The sequence below is a fragment of the Enterococcus sp. R12 genome, assembly GCF_058135755.1.
Genome location: NZ_CM176874.1, coordinates 709,201 through 728,909, shown reverse-complemented (window position 1 = coordinate 728,909; position 19,709 = coordinate 709,201). Strand labels below are relative to the sequence as shown.

The following is a 19,709-nucleotide window of genomic DNA, read 5'->3' as shown; positions in this document are numbered from 1 at the left end:
CAGTCGTCCAGACCGCAAGTCCTTTTTTATACGAACAAAACAAGAAAAGAGGTTAGCCATTTATGAGCTTGAAAGAAATCAAAGATGTCAGTTATTTCAAATTGAATAATGAGATCAACCGTCCAGTAGATGGTCAAATTCCATTAAATAAAGACAAAGAAGCCTTAGCGGCATTCTTTAAAGAAAACGTTGAACCAAATACCTTAACCTTTGCGACTGCAATGGACAAAATCAATTATTTGATTGAAAATGATTATTTAGAAGAAGAATTTATCAAAAAGTATCGCCCTGCCTTTATTGAGCAATTGTATCAATTCTTAGATGAGCAACACTTTACTTTCAAATCATTTATGGCTGCTTACAAGTTTTATTCACAATACGCATTAAAAACGAATGATGGTACCGCGTATCTAGAACGTTACGAAGATCGGGTCGCTTTCAACGCCCTTTACTTTGCGGATGGCAATGAAGAGTTAGCAATGAGCTTGGCAGATGAAATGATCTACCAACGTTACCAACCAGCAACCCCTTCTTTCTTGAATGCAGGACGCAAACGTCGCGGTGAGTTGGTTTCTTGTTTCTTGATCCAAATCACTGATGACATGAACGCGATCGGTCGTGGGATCAACTCCGCGCTGCAACTTTCACGAATCGGTGGCGGTGTCGGGATCACGTTATCAAACTTGCGGGAAGCCGGCGCGCCTATCAAAGGCTACGAAGGGGCAGCAAGTGGTGTGATGCCTGTAATGAAATTGTTTGAAGATAGCTTCAGCTACTCAAACCAATTGGGTCAACGGCAAGGGGCTGGCGTGGTCTACTTGAACGTCTTCCACCCAGACATCATCAGCTTTTTATCAGCGAAAAAAGAAAATGCGGATGAAAAAATCCGTGTCAAAACCTTATCATTAGGCGTGATCGTACCTGACAAATTCTACGAATTGACGCGCAAAAATGAAGAGATGTATCTCTTTAGTCCCTACAGTGTCGAAAAAGAATATGGCGTACCCTTCTCTTATGTCGATATCACCAAGGAATACGACAACTTAGTCATGAACCCACGGATTCGCAAAACCAAAATCAGAGCCCGTGATCTAGAAAACGAAATTTCTAAATTGCAGCAAGAATCTGGTTATCCTTATATCATCAATATCGATACAGCAAACCGCAGCAACCCAATTGATGGCAAGATCATCATGAGTAATCTTTGTTCCGAGATCCTTCAAGTCCAAGCACCATCTGAGATCAACGGCAAACAAGAATACGAAGTTTTAGGAACAGATATCAGCTGTAACTTAGGTTCCACCAATATCGTGAACTTGATGGACAGCCCTGACTTTGGGAAATCTGTTCGAGCAATGACTCGTGCCTTGACCTTTGTTACTGATGCGTCTGACATTGACGTAGTACCATCGATCCAAAATGGGAATGCCTTGAACCACACGATCGGTTTAGGCGCAATGGGCTTGCATACCTATTTTGCAAAAAATCAAATGGAATACGGTTCACCAGAATCCCTTGAATTTACTGATCTTTATTTCATGTTGTTGAACTATTGGACATTGGTTGAAAGCAATGCCATCGCCAAAGAAAAAGGCGAAGTTTTCCATAACTTTGAAAAATCAGCGTATGCAGACGGCAGCTACTTCACCGATTATATCCAAGGTGACTACCAACCAAAATCGGAAAAAGTCAAAGCATTGTTTGAAGGCGTCTTTTTACCAACTGGTGAAGATTGGGCAGCCTTGGCACAAACCGTCAAAGAAACCGGCTTGTATCACCAAAACCGCCTAGCCGTTGCACCAAATGGTTCGATCTCTTATATCAATGATACGAGTGCCAGCATCCACCCAATCACTCGGATGATCGAAGAACGCCAAGAAAAGAAAATCGGCAAGATCTACTATCCAGCACCTTACTTGAGCAATGAGACGATCGGCTACTACAAATCAGCCTACGATATGGATATGCGCAAAGTGATCGATGTTTACGCAACTGCTCAAAAACACGTCGATCAAGGTATGAGTATGACCTTGTTTATGCGTTCAGATATTCCAGAAGGTCTTTACGAATGGAAAGAAACGACAAAACAAACCACCCGTGATTTGAACATTTTGCGTCACTACGCTTTCCACAAAGGCATCAAATCGATCTACTATGTACGGACCTTTACAGATGATGCAGAAGAGATCGGCAGCAACCAATGTGAAAGCTGCGTCATCTAATCCAACTTTTGCCTGAAAACGAACCAACCGCCTGCCCCTGCTCTTTCTTGACAGCGGGTCGGCTGTTGTCTTGATACGATTATTGGAGGAACCGACTATGGGTAAGACTTACTATGAAGCAATCAACTGGAATGAGATCGAAGATATCATCGATAAATCCACTTGGGAAAAATTAACAGAACAATTCTGGTTAGATACGCGGATCCCTTTATCAAATGACCTTGATGACTGGCGGACGCTATCTCCATTAGAAAAAACAACGGTGGGCTACGTCTTTGGCGGCTTGACTTTATTAGATACCGTTCAATCAGAAAGCGGTATGGATCAACTGCGTAAAGATGTCCGCACCCCACATGAAGAAGCGGTCTTGAACAACATCCAATTTATGGAATCTGTCCATGCAAAAAGCTATTCATCGATTTTCAGCACCCTGAATACAAAAGCGGAGATCGCTGATATTTTTGAATGGACCAACACCAATCCATATTTGCAAAAGAAAGCCGAACGAATCAATGAGATCTACAAAAATGGCACACCGCTAGAGAAAAAAATCGCCAGTGTATTTCTAGAGACCTTCTTATTCTATTCAGGTTTCTATACACCCCTTTACTACTTAGGCAATAACAAACTAGCGAACGTAGCGGAGATCATCAAATTGATCATTCGTGACGAATCCGTTCACGGCACGTATATCGGCTACAAATTCCAATTAGGTTTCAACGAATTACCAGAAGACGAACAGCAAAAGCTGAAAGACTGGATGTACGACTTGTTGTATGAGTTGTATGAAAATGAAGAGCGTTATACCGAAGAATTATACGATGAGATCGGCTGGACCGAAGAAGTCAAAACCTTCTTGCGTTACAATGCCAATAAGGCTTTGATGAATCTAGGACAAGACCCGCTTTTCCCAGATACCGCCAACGATGTCAATCCAATCGTCATGAACGGTATTTCAACTGGTACCAGCAACCACGACTTCTTCTCACAAGTTGGGAACGGGTATCTGCTTGGTTCCGTAGAAGCGATGAAAGACGATGACTACTTCATCGGACTTGATTGATCTGCTGACAAATAAACACCTTGTTTCTCGCCAATTGAGGGTGAGAAACAAGGTGTTTTTTAGTGAGCCAACTGGTCTTTGATAAAGGTCAACGTTTCTGTCAAACAGGCCTGTGCTTGGGGCAAGCTATAATCAAATTGGTATTCGTGGGTCACCGTTTCCGAATCCCCTTTGTAAAAGCGACTCGTCACGGGAATATCAAGAGCTTGCAGCTGGTTGGCAAAGGCAATGCCTTGGTCTTCAAAGGAATAGGCATTGCCATCCGTGATATATGTTGGTGGAAAATCAGCCGTCAATTTATCCACCAGTGAGATCTCCTGCAGTTGGGGACTATCTTGCCATTCTTTTTTGCCTAATAACGACCAAGCCACCGTTTTGACAAAGAATTTCATAAAGCGATCATCTGAAGAAGTCCCAGCGATCTGCTTCAAATCAAGCGGTCCGCAATAGGAAATAAACCCTTTCAGGGCCGATGCAGGAATGTCTTGATCAAAGGACATTTCCTTCGCATACGCTGGATTGGTTTGCAGCGCCACATATTGCCCAGCGATTTGGGCTCCTGCAGAATCCCCGCCGAAGAAGAGTTGATCGAAATCCAGCATGGGGTATGCTTGGGCATCTGCTTTGATCGAGTCTACCGCTTGGGCTAATTGTTTGACCTGTCCAGGATAATGCAGACTTGGTGCCCATTCATAATTAATCGAAATCACAGCGGCTTTGGTTTCATCGACGACATAGGTCGCAAACTCTTTGACCCCTTCTTTGTCTCCGCCGACATAGCCGCCCCCATGGACCCAAAAAATGACTGGAACAGGGCCTTCTTGTGCCTCTTTGGGATAATATAGATCAAAGGTACTACGTTGATAATCCGATTGATACGTCAAGTCCTGTTTGACCGTCACATTCGGCAAACTTTTTTGATAAGCTGCCTCATCCTTGATGGTCACTTCTTGGTTAAACAGATGACCGATCAAAAAAGCCCCCGGTCGTGGGGAGAGTTGAAAAGCCAGAAAAACGGCAGCTAAGAGTCCGATCAGGACAATCGCCACCCACATGAAAAAGCGCAGAATTTTTTTCAAGTAAAAGCTCCTTCCTTCTTTCTGTTTCAGCTTTTTCATTTAACCATGTTTTTTTAGCAAATTCAATGACAATCGCTAAAGATTAAAAAAGGATGATACCAATAGGCATCATCCTTAAAATAACATCGTTTATAATGGCAACATCATAAACAAACCAGCAGCGATCGCTGCCCCGATCATTGGACCGATGATTGGTACTAACGCATAGCCCCAATCGGAAGTCCCTTTGTTTTTGATTGGCAAGATTTGGTGAGCGATCCGTGGTCCTAAGTCCCGTGCCGGATTGATGGCATAGCCTGTTGGTCCACCAAGCGACAGCCCGATCGCTAAGATCAAGATCCCAACGACGATGGGATTTAATCCATCCGTAAAGGTATTGGCACCAAAAGCCAATAAGCCAAAGACTAAGACAAAGGTACCAATCACTTCAGTGATGGTATTCGATACTAAATTACGAACTGCAGGCCCTGTTGCAAAGGTACCTAAAATCGCGCCTTGGTCTTTTGTTTCATCCCATAATGGCAAGTAGTTGAGCCAAACGAGGATCGCCCCTACGATCGCACCAGCAATTTGTGCCAGCATAAACGGTACAGCCAAGCTCCAAGAAAAATTCCCCGTCATCGCCATGCCTAATGTAACGGCTGGATTCAAGTGAGCAGGTCCCATGTACCCTGAAACGTAAACGGCAATCGTTACCGCTGTCGCCCAGCCCATTGCGATCACGATCCAGCCAGAGGCTTCTGCTTTACTCTTTTTCAGATTGACAGCCGCACACACACCATCCCCTAACAAAACCAAAATAGCCGTTCCTAGAAATTCACTAAAGATCTGGGTTGTTTCATTCATCTTTTTTTCCTCCTTTTAAGGCTGTTAAATCTGATTCTGCGATCACTTGGTTCAATTCGGCTACACGGGCTGCTTTTTCTTCCTCGCTCCAGCCAAAGAAGTCGGTCATAGCTGCAACGACACCGGCTTTGACTTCATCTAAGGTGTCTCGCATAAATAGGATATGGTTGGTCCGACGCAATAGATAATCGACAGGCGTCAGAACCATTTCTTCATGCAAGGAATAGTTCAAGGCCGTACTTTCTTTTTCATCTAAGCCCTCAAACTTCGTCTTGTAGTTCAACACTTGGGGAAGATTCGACCCATAAAGATGAGCCAAATACGTCGCAGCTGCTTCATCGAATCCAGCGGCTTGCGCTTGGTCAGCCAGCTTCGCTAATTCTTCCTCTACATTGGCTGCATCAAGCTCACCACCAGAAACTGGGTACGTGGTTGAATCCACCAACTCGAAGGATGCACCGCTTTCTTGGAGCAATTCATTGATCCGTTTAACTGCTCCTTCCGCCATCAAGCGATAATCGGTGATTTTCCCCCCTGCCAACGTCAATAGTCCGTCTTTTGAGCGTTCCAAACTGCTGCCGCGAGAAACTTGCGATGGATCCACTTTGCTGGCTTCTACTCGTTCTTGTGCTTGTTTTACAGCTTTTTCTACGACTGGTCGCTGCCGCTCATCTTCAAGATACTCTTTGACGCTTTCAACGATCTGCTCAAAGCTTTCATCCGATAGTTTGCCTTTACCGCCGCCATTGTAATCAGACCCGCCATTATTCACAATCAACGGACGCAATCCTGCCCAGCTCGCTTCGATATCATCAAGGGTGATCTGAGCGTGAGGGAAGCGTTCATTCACGATGGTCAGTAGATAATCAACATCTTCTTGCGTGACCGTTGGATGGGCGAAATCGCCTGTATAATCCGTATCGGTTGTGCCAAAATAGGTCTTATTTTCTCTTGGTACCACGAAAACCATCCGACCATCATTTTTCCCAGTATCAAAATAGGTTGGTTGCGGCACTTTTAGTTTTTCCCGATCGACCACTAAATGGACACCTTTCGTCGGACGCATTTGTGGCGGCAGCTCATCATTCTTGTCTAATTGACGAACGATGTCTGACCAAGGGCCTGTCGTGTTGATCACGACTTTGGCGTGAACCTCAAAGCGCTCGTTTGTCAGTTGATCCTCCACTTCTACCCCATTGATGATGCCTTGCTCATCATGTAAGATGCCGACGACTTTGGCTTTACTGATCATTGCTGCCCCATCGGCTTGTGCTCGTTTGATGTTTTCGATCACCAAGCGGGCATCGTTGTTGCGAAAATCAAGATAGACACCGCCACCGACTAAGTTTTCCGCCTGCAGCTGAGGTTCGCGTTCTAAGACCTCTTCTTTCGTCAGCAGATAATTTTCGTATTTACTGCCTGTCACATTCGCTAAGCGATCATAAAGATCCATCGCCACTTTGACAGAAAACAAGGAGAAGGTTGCCCCTGGTTCATCATAGATTGGCAAAAGCATTGGATCTGGTTTCGGGATATGCGGAGCAATTTGCTGCACGATCGCCCGCTCCCGCACGGTGTCAGCGACCACTTCCACGTCAAAGGTTTTCAAATAGCGAATACCGCCATGAACGAGTTTGGTGGACCGCGAAGACGTTCCTTCGGCAAAATCCTGCATTTCCAAAAGCACCGTCTTCATCCCAGCGGCTGCGGTTTGAACAGCAACCCCCGCGCCAGTGATCCCACCACCGATGATCAATACATCATAGGTGGTCTTTGCCGCTTCTTGAATGGTTTGCTTCCGATCTTTATGTGAAAAGGTCATGGCTTACTCGCCTTCTTTCTTCGCTTTGAATTTGAAGGTCTGAGTAGCTGCCACCGCTTGTTTCCAGCCTTCGTACAAATTGTCTCTTTCTTCTGCTGGCATTTCTGGTGTAAACATTTGCCCTTCTTCTGCCATTGATTTCAATTCATCCAAGTCTTTCCAGAAGCCAACCGCTAGCCCTGCCAAGTAAGCTGCACCTAATGCGGTTGTTTCCAGATTCGCTGCTCGTTGCACGTCAATGTCTAAAATGTCCGCTTGGAACTGCATCAATAGATCGTTTTTGGCTGCACCGCCATCGACTTTCAGCAATGGGATATCGATGCCAGAATCTTTTTTCATCGTGTCGATGACATCTTTTGATTGATACGCAACAGCTTGCAATGTTGCCCGAACAAAATCTTCCTTCGTCGTCCCACGAGTCAAGCCAAAGACGGCTCCTCTTGCATCTGAATCCCAATAAGGTGCACCCAATCCAGTAAAGGCAGGCACCACATACACTTCATTATCGCCTTTTGCTTTGGCAGCTATTTCTTCTGATTGCGGAGAAGACTCGATCATTCGTAGACCGTCCCGCAGCCATTGGATCGCTGATCCAGCAACGAAGATACTTCCTTCTAAGGCATAATAGACTTTGCCGTTGATGCCATACCCGATGGTCGTCAGTAGGTCATTGTCAGACAATTGTGGTTCTTCACCCGTATTCATGACGATAAATGCCCCAGTGCCGTAAGTATTTTTGATCATGCCTTTTTCAAAGGCCATTTGTCCAAAGAGGGCGGCTTGTTGGTCCCCAGCCATTCCAGCGATTGGTACTTCACTGCCGTAAAAATGGTAGCTGCGGGTGTGACCATAGACTTCTGAGTTGCTTTTGACTTCTGGCAACATCGAGCTTGGAATGTTCAAAAGATCCAAGATTTCTTGATCCCACTCTAATTTATGAATGTTGTAAAGCATCGTCCGACTAGCATTGGAGTAATCGGTGACATGGACTTGCCCATCTGTCAGTTTCCACACAAGCCATGAATCGATCGTTCCGAAAAGTAGCTCGCCATTATCCGCCTTTTCTTGTGCCCCTTCGATATTGTCTAAAAGCCAGCGCACCTTGGTCGCTGAGAAATACGCATCAATGACTAACCCAGTTTTTTCATGGATCATCTCTGTATGGCCATCTGCTTTTAATTGGTCAGCGATCGGTGAAGATTGGCGGGATTGCCAAACGATTGCATTTGCGATCGGCTGGCCTGTCGTTTTGTCCCAAACCACTGTCGTTTCACGCTGGTTGGTGATCCCGATGCCGGCGATTGCTTCTGGTCGGATACCTGATTCAATAAATGCCCCTGCGATGACTGATTGGACAGAGTTCCAAATTTCGTTGGCGTTGTGTTCTACCCAACCCGATTTTGGAAAGTATTGCGGAAACTCTTTTTGTGAACTGCCGATTTTTTTCCCGTTACGATCAAAAATAATTGCTCTTGAACTAGTGGTTCCTTGGTCGATCGCCATTACATAATTTTTTTCTGCCATTTGATTCGCTCCCTTTAGTTTTTTATACGCTTTTCTTGTTAGCGCTTTCTGACTTGCTTTTATTTTAGCTGAACTTTCGCAATGTGGTTCGTCAATTTTTTTTCAAATTTCTAAGAAATTGACGAAATCCACTATTGAAAGCGTTCGCGGATCATTTTTTTGATCGTTTCCCGATCATAAGCGGTACCTAGTTCACTGATTCGATAAGTCGGTGTTTTCGTCTCGATAGCATAATTTGCCAAGATCAAATCATATTCTTGTTCCGGGCGATAGCGTTCTACGACTACGCCATTCAAATTTTTGAGATACAGCAGCCACATGTAATAGAGGGCTTCTTTAAACAGTTCATCCATTTTCAAAGCGATCCCGACGCGAAACTCCCGATTGATTTGATAATCGATGATCGTGATCACGCTCAAGTATTTGACCATCGTCATCATCAACAAACTATTTTTATCAGATGGCTTGATATCAAGCTCTGCTAAAGCCTTATCCAATAGTTCGTGACTGATTTGCTGGATGTTACGACTGGATAGCTGCGCTTCTAACTGCCAAATATTTTCTCGATCAAAAACCTCCACATCCCCTTTGAAAAAATACACGCGGCTGTGGATCTGCAGCAGGTGACCATAACAAGTGGCTTCGATTTCACGGGGAACAAACGATGGGCGGTAGAGATGCAAAATATGTTCCAAAATCAAGGTATCCGTCAAGGCAGTTGGTGTAAACCGAGAACGCTGCAGCATATACACTTGCAGATCGTGTTCGGATAACACCGAGAACGACAGTAAAAAGACAAAGTGCAGCATCGCCTCCTCTTCTCTGACTTCTAATGCATAATGGCCAAACCCACGAAATACCAACTCCCGTAATTGCTGAAACAAAGGATCTTTCGTGTAGGGTACCATTTTCTCCCGTAAGACTTGAAAGGATTGAGTAGCAATTTTCAGTCGCGCCTTCATGATCCTCAGCCATAGGGACAAGCGCTGTTGGGCTTCTTTCGTGAAGGTCATGTTCAGACCTCGTGTGATCAGACCGACGTATTTTTCATCGATCGGCAGCGGCTGACTGTCGAAAGAATGGACATACCAAAAGAGTTCAAAATAGAAATAACGAATTTGCGTTTCTTCCCCAATCAGCTTTCCTTGCCAGATCTCTAACTCGAATTCTGCTAGCAAGCCATTTAGCTCTTTGATTTTGCGAAACAAGGATGACTCGCTGACCGCTAATTTTTGTGCCAGCTGGACAGTGGTCACCTCTTGATGCTGCAAAAGATGCTCGAGGATTTGAAATTTCAATGCTGACCGATAAAACGCCCATTCGATTTGATTGAGGGAAAAAGTGGGACTCATTTCAAAGACCAGGACACCTTTTCGATAATACAACTGACACTGCTCTTGGTAGTGAGCCAGCTCATCTTGCAACTCCTCCACATATTTTTCCAAGGAAGGCTTACTGATGCCAAGATAGCTCGCCAGCTCGTGCAGCTCCATTTTTCCGCCCACCAGTAAAAGCTTTTTGAGCAGCTGCAATTGCTTTGCTTCTTTTTTTTCTAATAACTGATCAAGTCTCATCGGCATCACTTCCCGACCACAGAAAAGTTTCGTCGATTACATTAGTGAATCGTGGATGGAAGAAAAAGTCTTTTTGGGTCAACTCCTCCATCGTTGCCTGCTGCTCGATCGCAAACGCTAGTAAATTGATTTTTTCCAAAATATTGGCTTTTGATAAAAGCTGCGCACCAACGATTCGGCCGCTGGCTTGTTCGATCATCACTTTTCCATGAACCTGTGTTGGATCAAACAAGGAACTGGCGGCAGTAAACGCATGACAGACGATCGGAGATTCGAAGAAAAACCGATCCGACTCGGTCAAGCCGGTGCTTGCTAAGTACCACCCAAACAGTTGCGTTCCGACTGTCCGCAATCCACCACGAAACGGGGTGGTTTTGCTTGCCAGATTACGAGCTGCTGCGATTCCTGAGCGAACAGCATTGTTGACTAAGGGCATATAGACCGTGTCTTTCGTAATAGCATTTGGAATTTGGATCAAATCGCCGACCGCAAAAATATCCGTGGCAGAAGTTTCCAAGTAGGCATCTGTCCAGATGGTTTGATCACTGTGTAATTCAAAGACCGCAAATGCCTCTGGCAAGCGAGGATGAACGTTGACTGTCGTCAATACCAGATCGCTTTCATAGCCTTGATCGGCGGTTTCGATCCGAAAGCCTGTTTCCGTTTTAACGACTGCCAAAGTTGGCTTGGACCAATGCAGCTGCAAGTTGGGGATTTTTTCGATCTCCGTTAAAAAGGGCTGCAAAAAATCGTGATCAAAGTACTTGAATAAAGGATATGACATTGATTCGATCACACTGACTTTTTTTCCGATCGCAGTCAAGGTATTCGCCGCTTCCATCCCCGCTTGACCAGCACCTACGATGGTAATCGACTCTGCTTGGGGCAATTGCTGCAAGAAATGCTTGGCTGCATCATATTCCTTGTAGGTCAGTAGTGCTTCTTCTGGTTGTGGCAAAACAGTGGAATCTTGACTGGAGCCTGCTGCCAAGACGAGTCGATCATAACTTAGTTCTCGCTGATCCGTTCGAATCCGATGATCCGAAGGAAAAATCTCCAGAAGCGTTTCTTCTAAGGCAACGTCGATCGTTTCTGCCTCCAGCTGCTCCTTCGTACAAAAGAATGCTTCTTCCAGCGATGCGATCCTGCCTTCGATCAGCAATAACAAACCGCTTGGAACAAACCCAAGATGGGCTTTTTTTTCTATCAATAAAATCTCTGCGTCAGGGTATAATCGGCGTGCTTCACGGGCGCAACTGACACCCCCAAAGGACCCGCCTACGATAATGATTTTCATTGGATCACCTCTCTCCCTTAGCTTAAATGAAACGCTCTCATTTGACGAGTAAAAAGCTATCAGGCTGACTATTTTTTTGTTAACTGCGGTAAAATAAATGAGACCTATGCTACACTATACGCAAAGGAGTGTTCAAATGGTTTTCTTTTATCAATTCATGCTGGGATTGTTTGCCAGTACATTCGTTGCAGCGGCAGCATTCGTCTTTCAGTGGCTGACTGTTTCTGGCGCACTGGCTGCGATTCTTTGCGGCACACTGGTCATTGGCTTTGGTCCGTGGTACAGCATCTTTTTGATTGGCTTTTTCTTTGCCAGCTCTGGCATCATTGGACTTTTAAAGAAAATGCGCAGTCAGCCAGAGTTAGCTGTGCTTGCCAAAGGTGCTCGCCGTGATGCAAAACAAGTCTTTGCGAACATCGCACCAAGCATCTTTGCTCTACTGCTTGCCTTTTGGACGAAAGAACCGCTATTCCTTTGGGGATTTGTGGCGGGAATCGCTAGCTGTACGGCTGACACTTGGGGCTCAGAAATAGGCGTGCTGAGTCCAAGTCCACCGCGTCACTTACTAACGGGAAAAAAATTACCACCGGGACTTTCCGGCGGTGTCAGTTGGTTGGGAACTGCCGCTTCCCTAGCAGGGAGTCTCGCCATCACTGGTTTATTCGCAGCAGCCTTATGGTTGAACGGCAAGCCGTTCTCCTTTGATCTCTGGTTGACCTTGACTGCTTTAGGCTTTGGCGGCAGTCTCTTGGACAGCTTACTGGGCGCAACGATTCAGGTGCGCTATCAATGCCCTGTCTGTCTCCAATACACCGAAAAAAAAGTCCACCACGACGTTGCCACCAAGCAAGTCGGCGGTCTTTCCTTTGTAACGAATGAAGGGGTCAATTTGCTGACTTCAATAGTGATCGTTATTGTATCGGTCTTGCTAACTGGCTATTTTTTCAAGTAATCAGGCAATCCACTGCGATGACAGTTCCTTCATACAAAAAACCTTCGAGAGCTACACGTTTGTGTTTCTCTTGAAGGTTTTTATTTGTTTAGTGAAAGAATGATACGGGTGCTCACTCCATAAGGAGCCTGCTTAAGATGCAGGCGAATGATTCGTCACTTTGTAATAAGCAAAATCAGCATAGGATTGATGTTGATGTGCATCCACGGCACCAATAAAATTAAACAATCCTGTGAAGCCACCTATTTCTCCAGGCATTCCATTGACTCCTTCATCAGATAAGTAAGCCACTGACAGATCTTGGAGCACAACTTGCCAAGTCTCTTGTTCCTCTAATCGATAGTAGACATTTGCGATCCCGTGGTCGTATCCAATTTTCAGCTGAATATTTCCTTCGGGAACGACGACGCGCGTATTTACATATTCGATCCTTTGTCCTAATTTTGCTTGTAAGAGAGTCAAATAAGGACATCGCTTTTCTTCTGAATAGGTAACATGAGCATATAACCAATTGTTTGAATCATAATAAAGCCCAAGTCCTGCTGTTTGTGAATAATGGTTCGGTTGAAACTCCAACAAGGTCTCCACCTCATAGGTGAAAGAGGTTGCTCGTGTTGCCATGATGGCAGGATTCATCTGTGAAAACAAGGAATTGCCCCCATAGATCCGTAAGAACCCCTGCCGCTTTTGCGTACTGACCCATGACTGATGCTGTTGGCGATACGGTGTCATAAATTCTAACAGATACTGCGGCTCTTGAAATGAATCAAATAAATCAGTGTTTGGTTCATTGTCAATTGGAACACCAGCTAATCCTTTAAAAGTCATTTTTGCCAAATTGCTTCTATCTTCCATTTCCAACCAATTGTCCTCGGTCCAGTGCATCCTTTGAATAGAAGCTTCTCTTCCAAGAGGATTCAACAGCTGCCCCTCTAAGGGTCTTGACATTAAATGAGCCATGAACCATTCATCAGTATGGGTATGGACGAGCGAACCATGTCCTGCTTTTTGCATCACTGAATGAGGATTGACCATTTCAAAATGCCCAGCATCAGGGTCCCCCAAAGAAAACAGATGCCTTGGAGAAGAAGTAAGGATCGGTTCGCCTGAAGGATGCGCTTCATAAGGACCAAAAATAGTATCTGCGCGACCGACTTCCACACCATGAGCATAGCCCGTGCCTCCAGATGCCAGCAATAAAAAGTACGCCCCTTGATGCTTGTAGATTTGAGGTGCTTCCGCACACCCTCTGGTGGTGAATCCTTGCGTTACGCGATGCCAAGGGGACAGTAATTTACCTGAAGGCAAGTCGATCTCCGCAAGAACAATATGCCCCGGCGCTTGATAACCTTCTCTTGTTTCCCATTCCAAAATCGTTAAATAATGCCGCCCATCCTCGTCATGAAACAGCGCTGGATCAAAGCCAATTGAGGTAAAATAAATCGGTTCTGACCATGGTCCTCGAATGTCAGTCGCCCAAATGGCATAAGAATCAGCATTAAATTCACGTCCTGCCATGTTGACCATATGTGAATACGCCAGCCAAAATCGTTTTGTTTGTGGATCATAAGATAAATGCGGTGCCCAAATACCAGCTGGTGTATTGGTTCCACGTAAATTCACTTCTTCATTGTTCAAGGCATAGCCAACAAGTTGCCAATTCGCAAGATCCTTTGATTCGAAAAGTTGAATCGCAGGTGTCCAATGGAAGGTTGAAGTTGCGATATAATAACGCTCATCCACACAAATGATAGAGGGATCAGGCGCCATTCCAGGAATAACTGGATTTTTGATGATTGTCATAAGCTTCCTTCCTATTCTTAACTTTTTATTCGTTTTGCAACCAAACGACAGTTTTTTTATCATCGTTTGCAGGCGAAGGCGATAAATTGAAACCGTTTTATTTAGTTGCTACATTTATCTTACGAAACTTTTAGGGTAGAATGAATATCAAAAAAAAGCCAATACTTACCATTTTTCATTTTTAAGGAGGTCGTTCTGAATGAACCCAACACCTAAATGGCTAGAACAGCTGGTCAAATTACCCGATATCGATATCAATTTAAAAACCTTTGGCGGACACAAGCAACGTGTTTCCCAAGGATGGTGTGCACCACAAGAGACCCACTTTGCTTTTGAGATCATGATGATCATTGATGGAGAGCAGCGAACAATTTTTGAAGGCAGGCAGTTTGATTTTGTGGCAAATGATGTGATCCTGATACCGCCTGGTACCGCTCATGAAAATACTTGTCTCGTAGCAGAAGGTTTAGAGTATTTTTGTATGCATTTCGATCTTGATGATCCTGAGATTCAGCAACAGTTGTTGATGTATTGTCCTTTACTATTAAAAAAGACGAATCCCGCCTACCAAGCGATCGTTGCGATCCTTCAGCAATACATTGCGTTTTTGGCAAGCGGATACTTTGGAATGAAAGAAAAAATCGCCATTGAGATCTTACTGTTAGAACTGATGCGTGCCTTACTAGACTATGTCGAAGATGAAAAAAATCAGTTAGCGCATACAGATAACACTTCCCTTATTTTAGCAAAAGCGATCGCTGAAGCGATCCAACAAAATTTTCGTACGTACACACAAAGCCCAACGGAAGAAAACAAAGCCTTGCTTTCCATGAGTTATACAGCCAATTCATTGAACATTAGTAATAGTACGATGCTGACGGTTTTCAAAAAAGTTTATGCTAGTAGTCCAAAACAGTACTTAGATCAATTACGTTTCAACCAGGCAAAATTCTATCTCCATCAACCCAAATTGACCATCGCCGAAATCGCTGAGATCATTGGCTATCAAAATGCCGCCCACTTTACGAGACAATTCAAAAAATGGGCAAATATATCGCCGAATAAATACCGTAAGCTCCAGTTAGAAGCAGCAAAATAAATAATCGACAAATAATGATTCGAGAAAAGCGACCCCTACTTCTTCCTCTGAGGATGCGAAAAAAAGCTTTTTTTTCGCATAATAAATGAAAAATGGTAAATTTCCCCTTTTTTTTGATATTTCAAGTCCTGTCTGCATTCTTTATGATTAATACCAAGAAATCGTTTGCAGGAATAAAAACAGTTAGTTGCAAAAGAGCAAGATGAGTGGGTATTCTCAGCACACTTGCTTTGCACTACATTAAGGGGAATATGTATGATTTCAGAAAATTCAATGTCAATCAAAAGTCGGTTGCCGTTAAAAATCGGAATTTTGAGTCTTTCATTGGTCGTACAAGCTGCTGGTGCAGTAGCAGCAGCCGTACCTTTTATTATGAACGATTTTTCTGACCGAACCACCGCACAAATCCAATCTATTTTGACACTGCCATCAATGGCAATCTTGATTTTCATTCTGCTAAGTTCATGGTTTATCAAAGCACTTGGCAAAAAGCGAACGGTCTGTTTAGGCTTGATGATCGCTTTAGTCGGTGGCATCTTACCGGCATTTACAATGAACTTTGGCTTGATTTTATTTGCCCGTATTTTGTTTGGCGCAGGTCTGGGACTCTTTAACTCAATGACCGTCTCCTTGATCGGCGACAACTTTACAGGTGCCGAGCAAAAAAATTTATTAGGTATTCAATCAGCCGTGATGACTTTAGGGAATAGCCTAGCGACGTTCGCTGCGGGCCTACTGTTAACGATCTCGTGGCAAGCTTCATTCTTAGTGTACTTGGTCATCTTACCGATTCTCTTTCTTTTTCTTTTCGGTTACCGCAACGTCAATGAAAAACCCGTAAAAACAACGCAGCCATCAACCACCGCTGCAAAAAGAAGAAAGCTGCCATTAAGCGTAACTTTAGGTATTTTGACTCTCTTTTTATTCTTCATTAGTTTGATGGTCGTCATTACTTCTTCTGCATTACTGATTCAAGAATTGGCGCTGACGAATCAAGGATTTCTTTCCACCTCATTAGCGATCGCCGGTATTTTTAGCAGCTTGGTCGCATTAGCTTTTGGTCAAATCACCAAATTATTAAAGCGCTTTACGCCAGTTGTCGTCATCAGTTTCGCAATGGTTGGTTTTTTCACGATAACCTTAGCACCTACGATGACCGTCTTTTTCATTGGTCTATTAGTGGTTTATCTTGCCAATCTTGTAGTGCCTTATGTATACAGTGTCATTCTTAGCGATGTAGATCCAGAAGCCAATAACTTAGTTGTTTCTTTGGCAATGGTCGCTTGTAATCTTGGTGCTTTTTCCTCCCCCTATGTCATAAACTTTATCAGTCAACTACTTGGCATGACAACGGCAGTCATGCAAGTCAGAATCGCTGCCGGAATCATGGCTATCATTGCTCTGATTTTTCTATTTCTCGCTTTCAACAAAACGACCACACCTATTAGTAAGGAGGAACTATAAGATGGAACAAAAACTTAGAGGCGTCAACCTAGGCGGTTGGCTTGTATTAGAAAAATGGATGGCACCTAGTCTCTTTCAAGGAACACCTGCCGATGACGAGTATTATTTAGCCTATGATCTACCAGAAGCTGAATACCAAGCACGGTTGTTGATTCATCGTGAAACATTCATCACTGAAGCTGATTTCTTGCGCATTTCAGCAGCTGGCTTCAATACCGTTCGAATACCTGTCCCTTATTTTATTTTTGGTGATCGTGCCCCCTTTATTGGCTGTATCGACTATTTGGATAAAGCCTTCGCTTGGGCGAAGGCTTATGACCTAAAAATCTTGATCGATCTTCATACCGCACCCTTCAGCCAAAATGGTTTTGACAATGGTGGTCTCTCGGGTGTAGTCAGATGGGCACAAATGCCCGAAGAAGTGGCGTTCGAATTAACGGTCTTGGAACGTTTGGCGCAAAGATATGCAGATCACGAAGCATTGTGGGGCATTGAAGTATTAAACGAACCGATCACAGATGGTGAAGTATGGCACAGCATGAATCCCATGGATCGTTTTCCACCTCGTGATCTTGCGTTAGCAAAAGGTAGCGCACCAATCTCTTTAGACTTTTTGAAAACTTTTTATCAAGATGCCTATCGAAGAATGCGCAACTATTTAAGCAATGACAAAGTGATCGTCTTTCATGACGGCTTCCAATTGCATGCTTGGAAAGAGTTTTTCGCCCAAAACGATTTTCACAATGTCATGCTAGATACGCACCAATACGTTATGATGGCAGAAATGGCCGGCACAGAGCAATCCTTGGAAGCCTACGTGTCTTTCATTGATGGCTTAGCCAAAGAGATCGCCACGGTTGCACAATATGTCGAGGTTTTTGTTGGAGAGTGGTCCTTGTTCAACTCCTATGCTGTTGGTACAGATACCAAAGGCGGCATCAATCCAACACAAGAAGAATTCAGCAGTAACCGTAGTTTGACAAAAAGTGAATTAGAAGAAGTTTATCAAACTTTGTGGCGTGCTTCAATCACAGCTTGGAACCAAGGAGCCGGACATATGTACTGGACCTATAAGTTATCCATCGATACGATCAATGAGCCTGCTTGGTATGGCTGGGATTCCTGGGATGCTAGTCGCGCTATGGCAAAAAACTGGATCGATCCACGTTTCTAAAACACAACAAAAAGCGAGATTGGAACGAAGCAAACGATACCTGTTTGCGTTACGTTTCAATCTCGCTTTTTTTTTGCTTTTAAGCAATATCCACTAAGCGGATCTTCGTGACATTTTTGTAGACAGACAATTCTTCGATCACTTCAGAAAAGCCTAGTCCTCGGGGAAGATCAATCGTATAAATGTTGGTATAAATGCGATAGTCTTCCATGAATTTGACATCAAAATTGACATCTTCGATCACGATATTTTTCTCTTGGAAGTACTCCGTCAAAAACTCTTTGGTCTCGGTGCGATGGATGTACTGGATCTCTAATTTTTTTGCTGTCGGTACGCGGACGATCCGCTTAACGATCGTCAATGCAAAGAAGATCCCGATAAAACTGCTTAATGCGATGGTGTAAAAGCCCATCCCGATGGCAATTCCTAAACCTGCGATCGCCCATAAGGAAGCAGCCGTCGTCAACCCCGTCACCGAGCGCTTCGTCACAATGATCGTTCCGGCGCCTAGAAAACCGACCCCGCTGACGACTTGGGCGATCAATCGTGCTTCGTCTGAACGAATCACGCCCGCTAAATCTGGATGATCCAGCGCATCTCGCATGGCACCTGTGGCGATCTCCACTTGGATCAAAGCAATGACACAAGCCCCCATGCAAACCAAGATGTGGGTTCTAAGACCAGCTGGTCGGCTTTTGTATTGCCGCTCGTACCCAATCGCTCCTCCCATGATCATTGCCAGCAGCAATCTCAGCGCTACTTCAGGAATGGATAAATGCATATCAACCATTGGCATCCCTCTTTTCTTCGTATTCTCTCTTTTAACTATAGCATCTCTGATGAAAAAAAGAAAAAAACAGCGCCGAATCAGCCAAATAAAAAAAGCCCCCTCAGAAAATAAGCAAGTTAGCTACAAACCATTGCTCGCAGCTGCGCTGGCGCTACTGCACAAGCGCAGGGGGAAGCTGCGAGGATGGCTCATTTTTCCTTCTGACTTATTTCTGAAAAGGGCTGATTTTGTTTTACAGGTTGCTTGCAGCAGCCTCATCAATGATCACGATCACGTCATCATGCTTTTGTAAAACAGAAGCTGGTAATTCGTTGGTTACGGGTCCTTCAATCATTTTTTGGATCGCATCCGCTTTGACTTCGCCAAATGCCATCAAAATGATTTTTTTGCTTTGCATAATCGAACCGATCCCCATTGAAATTGCCGTCGTTGGGACGTCTTCGACTTTATCAAAGTAGCGTTTGTTGGCATTGATGGTCGATTCAGTCAAATCAACGACTGAGGTCGTTCCTTCAAAAGATGCACCAGGTTCGTTGAAGCCGATATGTCCGTTTTGACCGATACCCAAGATTTGGATATCAACTGGGTGATCCGCAATCACACTATCGTAGCGTTGGCATTCTGCTTCTAAGTCTTCCGCTTTGCCGTTTGGTACGAAGGTTTCTTTGAATGGTTTTTTATTGAATAAATGAGCATTCATGAAGTAGCGATAGCTTTGTTCGTCTTCGCCGCCTAGTCCTACGTATTCATCTAAGTTGACTGAAGTCATTTCTGAAAAATCAACTTCACTGGCAGTCATTTCTGCATAAAGGGTCTCTGGCGTGCTTCCTGTTGCTAAGCCTAGGACCTTGGCGCCATTTGCCATACCTTCTTGAATCAATTCAAAAGCTTTCTTTCCGCCTTGAGCAGCATCTTTAACGCGAATAATTTCCATGATCAGCGCTCCGTTTCTATTTGGTATAGTCCAATAATACCACAGGTTGTGTTTAATTACAATAAT

The 19,709-nt window shown here is 44.2% G+C and carries 15 protein-coding genes; 6 read left to right on the top strand and 9 right to left on the bottom strand.

Annotation, left to right across the window (positions count from 1 at the left end; all coding sequences use genetic code 11):
- Nucleotides 1-62 precede the first annotated feature (62 nt).
- Together nrdE and nrdF are read left to right on the top strand one after the other, a co-directional pair.
- Nucleotides 63-2,222, top strand: coding sequence for a class 1b ribonucleoside-diphosphate reductase subunit alpha (gene nrdE / locus ACTW1R_RS03365; RefSeq protein ID WP_005225181.1), 2,160 nt, complete (start codon nucleotides 63-65; stop codon nucleotides 2,220-2,222).
- Between the two features lie 97 nt (nucleotides 2,223-2,319).
- Nucleotides 2,320-3,285: a class 1b ribonucleoside-diphosphate reductase subunit beta gene (nrdF, locus tag ACTW1R_RS03360; protein ID WP_005225180.1), complete on the top strand. Its 966-nt coding sequence runs from the start codon at nucleotides 2,320-2,322 to the stop codon at nucleotides 3,283-3,285.
- A 59-nt stretch (nucleotides 3,286-3,344) separates the two neighbouring features.
- Here nrdF and ACTW1R_RS03355 read toward each other — a convergent pair whose 3' ends face one another.
- The 6 genes from ACTW1R_RS03355 to ACTW1R_RS03330 all read right to left on the bottom strand — a co-directional run bounded on the left by ACTW1R_RS03355 (nucleotide 3,345) and on the right by ACTW1R_RS03330 (nucleotide 11,427).
- Complete coding sequence (locus ACTW1R_RS03355; protein ID WP_050759597.1) at nucleotides 3,345-4,403, bottom strand: alpha/beta hydrolase; 1,059 nt, start codon at nucleotides 4,401-4,403, stop codon at nucleotides 3,345-3,347.
- Nucleotides 4,404-4,493: 90 nt separating this feature from the next.
- A complete protein-coding gene (locus ACTW1R_RS03350) occupies nucleotides 4,494-5,210 on the bottom strand; it encodes an MIP/aquaporin family protein (RefSeq protein WP_005225178.1) in 717 nt (238 codons plus the stop codon).
- The gene (glpO, locus tag ACTW1R_RS03345; RefSeq protein ID WP_271813710.1) at nucleotides 5,203-7,032 is read right to left on the bottom strand and encodes a type 1 glycerol-3-phosphate oxidase; all 1,830 of its coding nucleotides are present in this window, start codon (nucleotides 7,030-7,032) and stop codon (nucleotides 5,203-5,205) included. The genes ACTW1R_RS03350 and glpO overlap by 8 nt, the downstream gene beginning before the upstream one ends.
- 3 nt (nucleotides 7,033-7,035) lie before the next feature.
- On the bottom strand, nucleotides 7,036-8,556 hold the full coding sequence (glpK, locus tag ACTW1R_RS03340; RefSeq protein ID WP_005225176.1) for a glycerol kinase GlpK: 1,521 nt from the start codon (nucleotides 8,554-8,556) through the stop codon (nucleotides 7,036-7,038).
- Between the two features lie 131 nt (nucleotides 8,557-8,687).
- A complete protein-coding gene (locus ACTW1R_RS03335; RefSeq protein WP_015509062.1) occupies nucleotides 8,688-10,130 on the bottom strand; it encodes an AcpB/EbpR/MafR family transcriptional regulator in 1,443 nt (480 codons plus the stop codon).
- Nucleotides 10,120-11,427 (bottom strand): NAD(P)/FAD-dependent oxidoreductase, encoded by a 1,308-nt coding sequence (locus tag ACTW1R_RS03330; protein WP_271813709.1) that lies wholly within the window; start codon nucleotides 11,425-11,427, stop codon nucleotides 10,120-10,122. Before ACTW1R_RS03330 ends, ACTW1R_RS03335 begins: the two co-directional genes overlap by 11 nt.
- 136 nt (nucleotides 11,428-11,563) lie before the next feature.
- On the opposite strand from ACTW1R_RS03330, the gene ACTW1R_RS03325 reads away from it, so the two are divergent.
- A complete protein-coding gene (locus ACTW1R_RS03325) occupies nucleotides 11,564-12,379 on the top strand; it encodes a DUF92 domain-containing protein (RefSeq protein WP_271813708.1) in 816 nt (271 codons plus the stop codon).
- A 132-nt stretch (nucleotides 12,380-12,511) separates the two neighbouring features.
- Here the strand turns inward: ACTW1R_RS03325 and ACTW1R_RS03320 are convergent, their stop codons facing one another.
- Nucleotides 12,512-14,182, bottom strand: a complete 1,671-nt coding sequence (locus ACTW1R_RS03320) for a glycoside hydrolase family 43 protein (RefSeq protein WP_271813707.1) — start codon at nucleotides 14,180-14,182, stop codon at nucleotides 12,512-12,514.
- A gap of 199 nt (nucleotides 14,183-14,381) precedes the next feature.
- Between ACTW1R_RS03320 and ACTW1R_RS03315 the strand changes: the two genes are divergently transcribed.
- From ACTW1R_RS03315 to ACTW1R_RS03305, 3 genes are all read left to right on the top strand, one after another.
- Nucleotides 14,382-15,281, top strand: a complete 900-nt coding sequence (locus ACTW1R_RS03315) for a helix-turn-helix domain-containing protein (protein WP_159161392.1) — start codon at nucleotides 14,382-14,384, stop codon at nucleotides 15,279-15,281.
- A gap of 255 nt (nucleotides 15,282-15,536) precedes the next feature.
- The gene (locus tag ACTW1R_RS03310) at nucleotides 15,537-16,745 is read left to right on the top strand and encodes an MFS transporter (RefSeq protein ID WP_271813706.1); all 1,209 of its coding nucleotides are present in this window, start codon (nucleotides 15,537-15,539) and stop codon (nucleotides 16,743-16,745) included.
- Between the two features lies 1 nt (nucleotide 16,746).
- The gene (locus ACTW1R_RS03305; RefSeq protein ID WP_074934473.1) at nucleotides 16,747-17,919 is read left to right on the top strand and encodes a glycoside hydrolase family 5 protein; all 1,173 of its coding nucleotides are present in this window, start codon (nucleotides 16,747-16,749) and stop codon (nucleotides 17,917-17,919) included.
- A gap of 79 nt (nucleotides 17,920-17,998) precedes the next feature.
- Here ACTW1R_RS03305 and ACTW1R_RS03300 read toward each other — a convergent pair whose 3' ends face one another.
- Nucleotides 17,999-18,709: an MgtC/SapB family protein gene (locus tag ACTW1R_RS03300; RefSeq protein WP_034858162.1), complete on the bottom strand. Its 711-nt coding sequence runs from the start codon at nucleotides 18,707-18,709 to the stop codon at nucleotides 17,999-18,001.
- A 232-nt stretch (nucleotides 18,710-18,941) separates the two neighbouring features.
- The gene (gene nagB, locus ACTW1R_RS03295; RefSeq protein WP_005225171.1) at nucleotides 18,942-19,643 is read right to left on the bottom strand and encodes a glucosamine-6-phosphate deaminase; all 702 of its coding nucleotides are present in this window, start codon (nucleotides 19,641-19,643) and stop codon (nucleotides 18,942-18,944) included.
- Nucleotides 19,644-19,709 lie beyond the last annotated feature (66 nt).